This window comes from Pseudolysinimonas sp. (assembly GCF_049651805.1).
In the GTDB taxonomy this organism is placed as follows: domain Bacteria; phylum Actinomycetota; class Actinomycetes; order Actinomycetales; family Microbacteriaceae; genus Pseudolysinimonas_A.
In genome coordinates, this window is the sequence record NZ_JBASCU010000043.1 from 24,301 (window position 1) to 35,995 (window position 11,695).

At 69.6% G+C, this 11,695-nt stretch carries 14 protein-coding genes; 12 read left to right on the forward strand and 2 right to left on the reverse strand.

What is annotated here, in order from left to right; all coding sequences use genetic code 11:
- The first annotated feature begins 39 nt into the window (after positions 1–39).
- The 3 genes from WBL06_RS11110 to WBL06_RS11120 are packed head-to-tail and all read left to right on the forward strand — an operon-like array spanning position 40 to position 1,521.
- Positions 40–423 carry an ArsR/SmtB family transcription factor gene (locus WBL06_RS11110; protein WP_424456067.1) on the forward strand — a complete coding sequence of 128 codons (384 nt, stop codon included), beginning with the start codon at positions 40–42 and terminating at the stop codon, positions 421–423.
- Positions 420–1,097, forward strand: coding sequence for an SRPBCC domain-containing protein (locus WBL06_RS11115; RefSeq protein WP_424456068.1), 678 nt, complete (start codon positions 420–422; stop codon positions 1,095–1,097). The genes WBL06_RS11110 and WBL06_RS11115 overlap by 4 nt, the downstream gene beginning before the upstream one ends.
- Positions 1,098–1,107: 10 nt before the next feature.
- A complete protein-coding gene (locus WBL06_RS11120; protein ID WP_424456069.1) occupies positions 1,108–1,521 on the forward strand; it encodes a toxin-antitoxin system YwqK family antitoxin in 414 nt (137 codons plus the stop codon).
- Between the two features lie 4 nt (positions 1,522–1,525).
- Here WBL06_RS11120 and WBL06_RS11125 read toward each other — a convergent pair whose 3' ends face one another.
- Together WBL06_RS11125 and WBL06_RS11130 are read right to left on the reverse strand one after the other, a co-directional pair.
- Positions 1,526–2,452 carry an AEC family transporter gene (locus tag WBL06_RS11125; RefSeq protein WP_424456070.1) on the reverse strand — a complete coding sequence of 309 codons (927 nt, stop codon included), beginning with the start codon at positions 2,450–2,452 and terminating at the stop codon, positions 1,526–1,528.
- 16 nt (positions 2,453–2,468) lie between these two features.
- Positions 2,469–3,179, reverse strand: a complete 711-nt coding sequence (locus WBL06_RS11130; protein WP_424456071.1) for a DNA alkylation repair protein — start codon at positions 3,177–3,179, stop codon at positions 2,469–2,471.
- 58 nt (positions 3,180–3,237) lie between these two features.
- Here WBL06_RS11130 and WBL06_RS11135 point away from each other — a divergent pair, with 58 nt between their 5' ends.
- The 9 genes from WBL06_RS11135 to WBL06_RS11175 all read left to right on the forward strand — a co-directional run.
- On the forward strand, positions 3,238–4,596 hold the full coding sequence (locus WBL06_RS11135) for a DUF6421 family protein (protein WP_424456072.1): 1,359 nt from the start codon (positions 3,238–3,240) through the stop codon (positions 4,594–4,596).
- Positions 4,597–4,654: 58 nt separating this feature from the next.
- Positions 4,655–5,908: a sensor histidine kinase gene (locus WBL06_RS11140; protein ID WP_424456073.1), complete on the forward strand. Its 1,254-nt coding sequence runs from the start codon at positions 4,655–4,657 to the stop codon at positions 5,906–5,908.
- Positions 5,905–6,555 (forward strand): response regulator, encoded by a 651-nt coding sequence (locus WBL06_RS11145; protein WP_424456074.1) that lies wholly within the window; start codon positions 5,905–5,907, stop codon positions 6,553–6,555. The genes WBL06_RS11140 and WBL06_RS11145 overlap by 4 nt, the downstream gene beginning before the upstream one ends.
- A 95-nt stretch (positions 6,556–6,650) precedes the next feature.
- Positions 6,651–7,535: an ABC transporter ATP-binding protein gene (locus WBL06_RS11150; protein WP_424456075.1), complete on the forward strand. Its 885-nt coding sequence runs from the start codon at positions 6,651–6,653 to the stop codon at positions 7,533–7,535.
- The gene (locus WBL06_RS11155) at positions 7,532–8,632 is read left to right on the forward strand and encodes an ABC transporter permease (protein WP_424456076.1); all 1,101 of its coding nucleotides are present in this window, start codon (positions 7,532–7,534) and stop codon (positions 8,630–8,632) included. The genes WBL06_RS11150 and WBL06_RS11155 overlap by 4 nt, the downstream gene beginning before the upstream one ends.
- Before the next feature lie 23 nt (positions 8,633–8,655).
- Positions 8,656–8,886, forward strand: a complete 231-nt coding sequence (locus WBL06_RS11160; protein ID WP_424456077.1) for a DUF1232 domain-containing protein — start codon at positions 8,656–8,658, stop codon at positions 8,884–8,886.
- Complete coding sequence (locus WBL06_RS11165; RefSeq protein WP_424456078.1) at positions 8,883–9,935, forward strand: threonine aldolase family protein; 1,053 nt, start codon at positions 8,883–8,885, stop codon at positions 9,933–9,935. The genes WBL06_RS11160 and WBL06_RS11165 overlap by 4 nt, the downstream gene beginning before the upstream one ends.
- Positions 9,935–10,933 (forward strand): MBL fold metallo-hydrolase, encoded by a 999-nt coding sequence (locus WBL06_RS11170; RefSeq protein ID WP_424456079.1) that lies wholly within the window; start codon positions 9,935–9,937, stop codon positions 10,931–10,933. Before WBL06_RS11165 ends, WBL06_RS11170 begins: the two co-directional genes overlap by 1 nt.
- Positions 10,930–11,695 (forward strand): AMP-binding protein (locus WBL06_RS11175; RefSeq protein WP_424456080.1); only part of this gene is annotated, 766 nt, incomplete at its 3' end. The genes WBL06_RS11170 and WBL06_RS11175, both read left to right, overlap by 4 nt.

The window sequence follows — 11,695 nt, forward strand, 5'->3', positions numbered from 1 at the left end:
GTCTTGACTTATATAAGCAACAACTGATGTACTGAGCCGGTGCACGCACTCGACATCCTCGGGGATCCGGTTCGCCGGCGCATCCTCGAGCTGCTCGCCGAAGGCGAGGCCCAGGCGGGCGAGCTGGGCCGGGTCGTGCAGGCGGAGTTCGGCATCTCGCAGCCCGCCGTCTCGCAGCACCTGCGCGTGCTGCGCGAGTCGGGCTTCGCGACCGTGCGCCCCGAAGGCACCCGGCGGATGTACGCGATCGACCCGACGCCGCTCGCCGAAGCCGACGCGTGGTTCGAGTCGTTCCGCCGCTTCTGGCAACCGCGACTCGATGCCCTCGGCACCGAGCTGGCCCGCGGTCGCCGCGCACGCCGGCTCGCCGAACCCCGCGAATCCGACAACACCGAACCCGAAGACACCGAAGAGAAGGAATGACCATGGTGAACATCGCCGCACAACTCGGAGCCGTCGACCGCGGCATCCGCACGACCGACGTCGACGGGGTGCCCTCGTACGTGCAGTCGCTCAGCCAGCGCTACCCGTCGCCGATCGCCGACCTCTGGGAGGCGCTCACGACCGCCGACCGCATCGGCCGCTGGTTCCTGCCGGTGTCGGGCGACCTGCGCCTCGGCGGCAGCTACCAGCTCGAGGGCAACGCTGGCGGTGAGGTGCTCGCCTGCGACCCACCGTCGGGCGATCGCGCGTCGTTCCGTCTGTCGTGGGTGTTCGGCGGGGGTGAACCGACGTTCGTCACCGTCTTCCTCCACGCCGAGGGCGACGACCGCACGCGGCTCGTGCTCGAGCACGTCGCCGGAGTCGACACTCTGCCGCCGGGCATGTGGGAGCAGTTCGGGCCCGCGGGCACCGGGATGGGCTGGGACTCGGGCCTGCTCGGCCTCGCCCTGCACCTCACCGCGCCCGAAGCGCGGCCCGACGACGTCGAGGCGTGGACGATGAGCGACGAGGGCAAGGCGTTCCTGCGCGGTTCGGCGGATGCCTGGGCCGCCGCTCAGATCGCCGACGGCACCGAACCCTCGGCCGCGAAAGCCGCCGCCGACCAGACCTACGGGATGTACACCGGCGAGGTGCCCGCCCCCGACCACGGCTAGCGTGGCGACGGTGAGCGCGCCGGACTCCACCCCCGACGAGCACGACGCCGCGGGCCGCAAGACCGGACCGTGGACGGATGCCGACCCGCACGGCGGCGTCATGATCGGCGACTACGTCGAGGGTCAACGACACGGCACCTGGCGGCACTACGGCGCTGATGGCGGCCTGCGCTCCGAGGGAGCGTTCGCTCAGGGAGTGCTCCACGGCGAGTGGACGTGGTACCGAACGGCGGGTGGGCTGCTGCAACGAGGTGCCTTCGATCGCGGCGAGAAGCACGGTCGTTGGGAGCGCTGGAACTCCTCTGGACAACCCCTCGATTCCGGTTCCTGGGATCGGGGTCGCAAGACGGGCGAGTGGACGCACTACGCGCCCGACGGCTCCGTCAAGAAGACCACGAACCACCGGCCGAAGCCGCCGGAGTGACGGCCTAGCGCGGAGCGAGCAGCGCCGCGACGATGAGCATCACCGGAAACGAGCCGAGCGTCGTGATGAACACCACGTCGCGGGCGAGCACCTCACCGCGCCGGTACCGCTGCGCGTAGTTGAACACGTTCTGTCCGGTCGGCAGTGCCATGAGGATGACCGCGGCGAAGAGAGCGTGCCCGTCGAGGCCGAAGACGAAGCGACCGAGCACCCAGGCCGCCACGGGCATCAGCGCGAGCTTGAACAGCGATGCGACCACGACATCCCGGCGAAACTCGCCCGGTGCCAGCACCCGGGTGCCGTGCAACGACATCCCGAACGCGATGAGGATGACGGGCACCGCGGCACCGCCGATCAGCTCGAACGGACGGAACAGCTCCGGCGGCAGTTCGACCCCCGTCACCGCGATGAGGAAGCCCAGCGCCGACGCGATGATGAGCGGGTTGCGCACCGGCTGCAACAGGATGCGACCGACCGACGGCTTGCCGCCGGTGCTGACGTCGAGGATCGTGAGCGCGATCGGCGTGATGACGATCAGCTGCAGCAGGAACACGGGCGCCGATGCGGCGGCATCGCCGAGCACGTAGGCCGAGAGCGGGATGCCCATGTTGGTCGCGTTCGCGTAGGCCGAGCCGAGCGAGCCGACCGTCGCCTCGGGCACAGCCCGACGCCAGAGCACCAAGGCGACGAGCGCGAACAGGGCGAGAGCCAGTGCGGCGACCGACGCAGTCGTCGGAAGCAGCTCCGAGAACAGCGCCGTGACATCGGCCTCGGCGAGCACCGTGAACAGCAGCGCGGGCGAGAGCACGAAGAAGCCCAGCCGGCCGAGCACGTGGGCCGCGCCCTCACCGAGCAGCCCCGACCGGCCGAGGCCGTAGCCGATGGCCACGACGAAAGCGATGATCGCGAACCCGATGAGCACGCCGATCACGCCTCCAGCGTAGGGCTCACCTCATCTGGCGATAGGCGGCCCGCACCTCGGGGTCGAGGTGCTCGGTCGCATACGACAGCATCGTGCGCGGCATCCGGGCGGCGTGGGCGTCGAGGAAGCCGAGCAGCGCCTCACGCGACACGCGCTTGCCGACCTCGCGCAGCATCCAGCCCACCGCCTTGTGCATGAGGTCGTGCCGGTCACCGAGCAGCCGTTCGGCGAGCGCGAGCGTCGTCGAGGCGTCGCGTCGCTTGATGAACGCGAAGGTGGTGAGCATCGCGACCCGGCGTTCCCAGAGCACGGGGGATGCCGCGAGCTCGTCGAGCACGGAACGGTCGCGGTCGAACAGCCACCCGCCGAGCGCGTACTCGGCGGAGGCGTCGACGAGATCCCAGTTGTTCACCCGCCCGCGCCGCACGGCCGCGAGGTACCGCTCGGCCGCCCTCGCCGGGTCGCGCCGGGCCGCCTCGTTCAGCAACAGCACCCCCGCGAGCCGGTGCTCGTGCTCGGCGTCGTCGAGCAGCGCGTCGATCTCATCGAACGGCAGTCCGCGGAACCGCTTCACGACCGCCCGGGTCACCGGAACTCGCAACCCGAGGAAGACATCGCCTGCGCCGTAGCCGCCTTCGTAGCCCTTGAAGTAGGAGCGCTGTGTGAGCCCATCCGCCGGATTTGCGAACTCGGCGAGCGCCGAACGCACGTCCTGGGCCGTCGAATTGGATTCCACGCAACGATCATGCGCAGATCACAACCCTTTCCGGAACCACTCTTCCTAGGCTCGATACATGACGACGCTCTCCGCTCCCGCCGTCGGCGATGTCGTCGCGTCGCCGGCCTGGCTCGACCTCAAGTCCGCCGCCGTCGCCCTCCGGCCGCTCCAGGTACACGACGGCAGCATTCCGGATGCCGCCCACCACGCCGACGCTTCCTCGCACTGTGCGCGGATCAGGAAATCGCTGGAAGCTTTGGCCCCCGCGTTCCCGCACGACGCGGATTACCTGAACGCGGCACGTTCCGACTTCGAGAAGTGGGAGGCCGACGGTTTCGGCGTGCCCGACTTCTACGACTCCCTCGTCGCGTTCCACCCCGAGGCATACCGCGAGAACGGCCGCCAGCACCTCGTGGTGTTCCCCATGTACACGCAGAACGGCAGCACCGACCGGCTCGTCGAAGCCGTGCTCATCGAGGTCGTCTGGCCCGAGTTCATCGCCGCGCTCGAACAGACCTACACGAACGCTCTCTTCGTGCCGATCCGATTCCTCGACTTCACCCCCGGCTACGACACCAACTCGGCGGTGCTGTTCCCCGAGACCGTCGCCATGCGCGAGATCCCGGCGTTCACCTGGGGAGCGATCTTCGCCGACCGCGAGGCGGCCCGCTTCCGCTCCGTCACCCGCAAGGCGGCCGAGATCACCAAGCTCGACCTGCCCGACGACGCACGTCGGCTGCTCGAGAACCAGCGGCTCGCCGAAGAGACCTTCGTCATGTGGGACCTCATCCACGACCGCACCCACATGCGCGGCGACCTGCCGTTCGACCCGTTCATGATCAAGCAACGCATGCCGTACTTCCTCTACTCGCTCGAGGAGCTGCGCTGCGACCTCACCGCGTTCCGCGAGGCGGTCAAGCTGGTGCGCGCCGAAGAGACCGACGACACCACCCGCGAGCACGCGCAGCTCGCGCAGTACGCGATCCTGTTCGACCGCATGTTCCGCTTCCCGCTCACGGGCGACCGCGTGCGCAACTACGACGGTCTCGGCGGGCAGTTGCTCTTCGCGTGGCTGCACCAGCACGACGTGCTGCACTGGACCGACACCCGGCTCGCGATCGATTGGGCAGAAGTGCCGGATGTCGTGGTCGGGTTGTCCGACGCGATCGACGACCTGTACTGGCGCAGCATCGACCGCCCGAAGGCGGCCCACTGGCTTGCCGCCTACGAACTCGTGCGCAGCGTGCTCGACCCGCACCCGGCATCCCGGTGGGCGCGCGGACTGCCCGACGAGATCTTGGAAGGCCCGACGAAGGGCATGACGGATGCCGTGCTCGACGACGAGTTCCCGCTGTCGATGTTCTACGAAGCGTTGGGCAAGAAGATGGGCGACGTGATCGAGTCGACGAAGGGCATCACGGGCGCTTCCGCCTGACCGACCGCTCCGCCTGACGACGGAGGTGCGCCGGCATCCGTTTCCGTAGGCTCGCAAGGTGACCGCGCCCGACCGGCGTTCCGCGCCCTCCAGCCGCGAACTGCGCAACGACCTCGTCGTCGCGCTCGCGTTCTTCGTCGGCGCGCTGCTGAGTTCGGTGCTGTACGGCGTCGCGGGAATCTTCGAGGAACCGGCGCCGGGCTGGGCTGCCGTGCCGTACGCGCTGGGTGTCGCCCTGCCTCTGATCTGGCGCAAGCGGCATCCGAGCGTCGTGGCGGTCGTCATCTCGGTGACCTTCCTGGTGGGCGGTTCGATGCAGGTACCTGAGGTGCTGGTCGGCAACATCGCCCTGTTCCTGGCGTTCTACTCGGTGGGGGCGTGGGAGACCAACCGCGCCCGGGCCCATGTCGTACGCATCGCGATCACGATCGCCATGATCGTGTGGCTGTTCGTCGCGATCTACCTCGGAACCGTGCGGTCCTTCAGCGACGACGAGACGACGGGCGGGCCGTTCTCGCCGTTCGTCGCCTTCACCCTCATCCAGGTGATCACCAACCTGCTCTACTTCGGCGGTGCCTACTACTACGGCGAACGAGCCTGGGCGGCCGCCCTGGAACGTCAGGCTCTCGCCGACCGCACCGCCGAACTCGAGTTCGAGCGCGAACGTCTCTCCGAACAGGCGGTGGCCCTCGACCGGGTGCGCATCGCCCGCGAGTTGCACGACTCGGTCGCACATCACGTGTCGGTGATGGGCGTGCAGGCGGGCGCCGCGCGATCGGCCCTCGACACCGACCCGGATGCCGCGCGCGAGGCCCTGCTGCACGTCGAGGCGACGGCGCGGTCGGCGATCGACGAATTGCACGGAATCCTGGTGACGCTGCGGGATGCCGACGCCTCCGCGATCGACACCGCTCCGGGTTCGACGGTGGGAGTCGCCGCGCTGCCGCACCTGGTTCAGGCCTCAGCCGACGCCGGCTTACCCACCGATCTGGAGGTGCTCGGTGACCCGCGGCCGCTGCCGCCGACATTGAGCCTCAACCTGTACCGCATCGCCCAGGAGGCCCTGACCAACGCGCGCAAGCACGCCGGGCCGGATGCCGTCGCCCAAGTGCGCGTGCGGTACCTGCCCGACGCCGTCGAGCTCGAGGTCACCAACACCGGGAACGTGCGCGGCCGGCGCGCGATCGGCGGGCTGGGACAACTCGGGATGCGGGAGCGCGTCGCGACATCGGGCGGGTCGCTCGAGGTCGGCCCGCGATCGCGGGGCGGGTACCTGGTGCGCGCTCGCCTCCCCGTGACGGCGGGCTCGTGAGCGCCATCCGCATCCTGCTGGTCGACGACCAGGAGCTGGTGCGCGCCGGGTTCCGCGTGATCCTGTCGAACCAACCCGACCTCGACGTGGTCGGTGAGGCCCGCGACGGCCTCGAGGCGATCGAACTCGCCCGCGAGCTGCGGCCCGACGTGATCTGCATGGACGTGCAGATGCCCCGCCTCGACGGGCTCGACGCCACCCGGCGCATCGCCGCGGATCCCGTGGCTACCGGAACCGTGCTGGTGCTCACTACGTTCGACGACGACGACTCGGTGTTCCGGGCGCTGGATGCCGGCGCGAGCGGCTTTCTGCTGAAGACGGCGAGCCCCGAACAACTGGTGGATGCCGTGCGCGTTCTGGCCGCGGGCGATGCGCTGCTCGCGCCGGAGGTGACGCGTCGGGTGATCGAACGTTTCGGCGGTCGCCCGCCCGCGCGCGAGCTGGCCGGGCTCACCGACCGCGAGGCCGACGTGCTGCGGCTCGTGGCCCGGGGGCTGTCGAACGCTGAGATCGCGAAAGAGCTGTTCGTCGGCGAGGCTACCGTGAAGACCCACGTCTCCAATCTGCTGCTCAAACTCGAGGTGCGCGACCGGGTTCAAGCCGTGGTGCGTGCCTACGAGACGGGTTTCGCCGTTCCCGGAACGTGACCGCCTCCCCCGTGAGGTGGAAGGCACGACCCCTCCCGTGAGGGAGGCGCCCGCCCCACCCGATGCCTAGCGTTGAGACGAACCCAGGAGGTCGAATGCTCGAGATCCGCAACCTCGACAAGCGGTACGGCGCGCGCCAGGTGCTTACCGACGTCAGTTTCGACGTGTTGCCGGGCCGCCTGACCGGATTCGTCGGCGCGAACGGTGCCGGCAAGACGACGACGATGCGCATCATCCTCGGGGTACTCGCCCCCGACGCGGGCACGGTCAGCCTCGGCGGATCGCTGCTCGATGACGGCGGCCGACGCCGATTCGGCTACATGCCCGAGGAGCGTGGCCTCTACCCGAAGATGAAGCTGCGCGAGCAACTGGTCTACCTCGCACGACTGCATGGACTCACCACCGAGCGGGCCACCCGCAACGCCACGGCGCTGCTCGAGCGCCTCGGATTGGGCGAACGCGCCGCCGAGCCGATCGAGAAGCTGTCACTCGGCAATCAGCAGCGTGCCCAGATCGCCGCGTCGCTCGTGCATGATCCCGAGGTGCTCGTGCTCGACGAGCCGTTCTCAGGGCTCGACCCGATGGCAGTGGATGTCGTCGTCTCGGTGCTCTCGGAGCGCGCTCAGGCCGGCATCCCCGTGCTGTTCTCGAGCCACCAACTCGACATCGTGGAGCGGCTCTGCGACGACCTGGTGATCATCGCCGACGGCCGCATCCGAGTCGCCGGGTCGCGCGTCGCGCTGCGCGAGCAGCACAGCACGCTGCGTTACGAACTGCTCACCGGAGCTGACGCCGCGTGGTTGCGCGACCAGGCGGGGGTCGACATCGTCGAGTTCGACGGCAACTACGCCCTCTTCGACGCCGCCGACGAATCGGTCGTGCAGTCGGTGCTCCGCGAAGCGTCGGCTCGCGGCGCCGTGCTCAACTTCGCCCGCCAGCATCCATCTCTCGCCCAGATCTTCAAGGAGGTCGTCCAGTGATCACGACCACGTCGCCCGACCTTCGGCTCGGCTCAGGCCGACTCGCCCTGCTCGTCGCCGAACGCGAGATCACCACGCGGCTGCGCAGCAAGTCGTTCCTGATCTCCACCGGCATCCTGTTGCTGCTCGTGCTCGGCGGCATCATCTTCGGGTCGATCACCGCCGCGACAGCCGAGGACACCCGCGTCGCCGTCACCGACAGCGCGCTGCTCGACGGCATCGAGGGCATCGAAGCCGTGCCGGTCGACACTGTCGACGAGGCCGAGCAGCTCGTGCGCGACGGGGAGGTCGAGGCGGCGGTCGTCGCCGACGATTCCACCGACCTCGGGGTGCGCATCATCGCCGACACCGACCCGCCGCTGACTCTGCTCGCCCTGCTGAGCGAGACGCCCCCGGTCGAATTGCTCGACCCCGACGCGATCCCCGGCGGGCTCGCCTACCTCGTCGCGTTCGGATTCGGCATCGTGTTCTTCACCGCGGCGATGACGTTCGGTCCGACGATCGCGCAGTCGGTCGTCGAAGAGAAACAGACCCGCGTCGTCGAGATCCTGCTCGCCGCAGTGCCCACCCGGGTGCTGTTCACCGGCAAGGTCGTGGGCACGGCGGTGCTCGCCTTCGGGCAGATCGCGCTCATCGCCGCGATGGCGATCGTCGGTCTCACGGTGACCGGGCAAGACGAGCTGCTGGTCGGGCTCGGCGCTGCCGTCGTCTGGTTCGTGGTCTTCTTCATCGTCGGGTTCGTGATGCTCGCGGCGATGTTCGCGGCGACCGGGGCGATGGTGTCACGCCAGGAAGACATCGGGGCCACGACGACGCCCGTCACGATGCTCGTGATGCTGCCGTACTTCGCCGTGATCTTCTTCAACGACAACCCGCTCGTCGTCACGATCATGTCGTACGTGCCGTTTTCGGCGCCCGTCGCGATGCCGCTGCGCCTCTTCCTCGGCACCGCCGAATGGTGGGAGCCGCTGCTGTCGCTCGGCATCCTCGCGGTGTCGACGGTCGCGCTCATCGCGATCGGCGTGCGCATCTACGAGAACTCGCTGCTGCGGCTCGGCGCGCGGGTGTCGTGGCGCGAAGCTCTCAGCCGCCCGTGACCGCCGAGGCGTAACGTCGAGGCATGACGAAGGATCGATCGGTTCTCAAAGCCGTGCTCATCGGAGTGGGCGCCCTGCTCTACGGTGCCTCACCGATCGACCTCATCCCGGAGTTGCTCGCCGGCCCGCTCGGCTTCGGCGACGACGCTCTCGTGCTGATCGGCGCGGGAGTGGCGATCTACCGCATCCTCAAGGGCCGCGCGGCCCGGCAAGCCACCACAAGTGCACCGAGCAGTGCCACGATGAACGGGTGACGAGACTCCACGATCCCGACTGGCGCGGCTTCGCCTCCGACAACTACGCGGGTGTGCACCCCGAGGTGTTCGCCGCTCTCGCCGAGGCGAACGACGGCCACCAGGTCTCCTACGGCGAAGACGTCTACACCGCGCGGCTGGCTGACGTCATCCGCGAGCAGTTCGGGTCGGATGCCGAGGTGTTCCCGGTGTTCAACGGCACCGGCGCCAACGTGGTCGCCCTCACCAGCCTGCTGCCGCGCTGGGGTGCGGTCGTCGCGACCCGCACCTCGCACATCCACTCCGACGAGGGCGGAGCGCCCGAGAAGGTCACCGGCCTGAAGCTGTTCGTCGTGCCGACCCCCGACGGCAAACTCACCCCCGAGCTGATCGCCACGGAGGCGTGGGGCTGGGGAGACGAACACCGCGCCCAGCCGCTCGCTGTGAGCATCACGCAGACCACCGAACTCGGCACCCTCTACACGCCCGCCGAGGTGCGGGCGATCGCGGACTACGCGCACGAGCACGGCATGGCCCTGCACATGGACGGCGCCCGCATCTGGAACGCCGCCGCCGCACTCGGGGTGCCGTTCCGCGAGTTCACGGTGGATGCCGGCGTCGACATCCTGAGCTTCGGTGGCACCAAGATCGGGTTGCTCGGCGCGGAGGCCGTCGTGGTGCTCGACCAGTCCCGCGTCGACGGGCTCGTCTTCCTGCGCAAGACGACGATGCAGCTCTCGAGCAAGATGCGGTTCCTCTCGGCGCAACTGCTCGCGCTCTTCGAGGGCGGGCTCGGCCTCGCCGCCGCGTCCCACGCCAACGCGATGGCCGCACGACTGCGGGGCGCGCTCGAAGAACTCGCGCTGCCCGGCCTCGGATTCAGCCAGCAGACGCAGGCCAACGCGGTGTTCGCCGTGCTGCCCAACGAGGCGGCCGACAACATCCGCCAGAAGGTGCGCTTCTACGACTGGGACCGCGCGGCGGGCGAGGTGCGCTGGATGACGGCCTTCGACACGACCGAGGCGGATGTCGACGCGTTCGTCGAGGTCATCCGCGCCGAGCTCTCGTAGTGCAGGAGTACGTACCGACGAGTGTTGCCCAGCACGGGTCGGCGCTTGCCCGCACGACGCCCGAGATCGAGCAGGTGCGGGACGGAGTGTGGGCGATCCCGCTGCCGCTGCCGCACGCCGGAGTCGTCGAGAGCACGCTCTGCTACACCCTCGCCGACTCGAGCGGCGGGGTGCACCTCATCGACCCGGGGTGGGGCACCGACGACAACCGCGACCGGCTCGACGCGGGGCTGCGGGTCGCCGGCTTCGGCCTGAGCGACGTGCGGTCGATCACGGCGACGCACCTTCATCCCGACCACCTCGGCCTCGGGGTATTGCTGCGCGAGGAATTGGGCATCCCGGTCGCGTTGCACCGCGCCGAGCACGCCGCGTTGACCCGACCGATGTATCCCGACCCCGGGGCGACGATCGCGCGCTGGGGGGTTCCGACCGAACATGCCGACGCACTCGTTGCGGTCGCGCCGCGGTCGCAACCGTCGGGCTTCGTCGCCGACCTCATGCTCGATGACGGCGACGCGCTCGACATCCCCGGGCGCGAGGTGCGGGTGGTCGCGACGCCGGGTCACACCGCAGGCTCGATCTGCCTGCACGACGCCGCCGACGGGTTGTTCATCAGCGGCGACCACGTGCTGCCGATCATCAACCCCGGGCTCGGGCTCGGCGGGTTCGCCGACGACGACGACCCGATCGGCGCCGCCCTCGACTCGTACGCCCGGGTCGAGGAGTTCGACGACGCCGAGGTGTGCCCGGGTCACGGCTACCGGTTCCGCGGGCTCGGGGTGAGGTCGCGGCAGATCGCCGACCGGCATCGTCGCCGCAGCGCGGAGATCGCCGGCCTCGCCGCGGCGGACGCCGACGCGACCGTGTGGGCGCTCGCCTCCCGCGTCGAGTGGACCGACGGCTGGGACAACCTCGCGGGATTCCTGCGGCTGTCGGCCCTCGCGCAGACCGAGTTGCACCTGCGACACCTCGCCCGTCGTGGCACGCTAGGCGAGTGACTGCTCCCCTTCCGAATCGCCCGTGGCTCGACTCCTACGCCCCCGGGGTGCCGCACGAGATCGACCTACCGACCAACTCCCTCGCCGACCTCATCGCCGAGTCGGTGCGCACCTATCCGCAGAACGTCGCGATCGAGTTCTTCGGGCGCGAGACGACCTACGCCGAGTTGGGCGACCAGATCGAGCGGGCTGCCGAGGGTCTGCGCCGGCGGGGCGTGAAGAAGGGCGACACCGTCGCGCTCGTGCTGCCCAACTGCCCGCAGCACGTCGTCGCGTTCTACGCGATCCTGCGGCTCGGCGCGATCGTCGTCGAGCACAACCCGCTGTACACCCCGCGCGAACTGCGCCACCAGTTCGAGGATCACGGGGCGAAGATCGTCGTCGCGTGGGACAAGGTGGTCGCCACCATCCAGGAGTTCCCGGATGACGTCGCCGTCGACCATATCGTGAGCGTCGACATGACCCAGGCGATGCCGTTCGGCACGCGCGCCCTGCTGCGGCTGCCGATCAAGCGGGCGCGCGAATCCCGCGCGGCGCTCACCACCAAGGTGTCGGGCACGACGCCGTGGGAGAAGCTGTTCGCCGACGTGCCGCTCGCCCCCGAGGTGCCCGGCCCCGGGGTCGACGACGTCGCGCTCATCCAGTACACCTCGGGAACGACCGGCCACCCGAAGGGCGCGACGCTCAGCCATCTCAATCTCGGCGTCAATGCGGCGCAGGCCCGGGCCTGGGTGCCCGACGTGCCGCGCGGCCCGGCGGGGG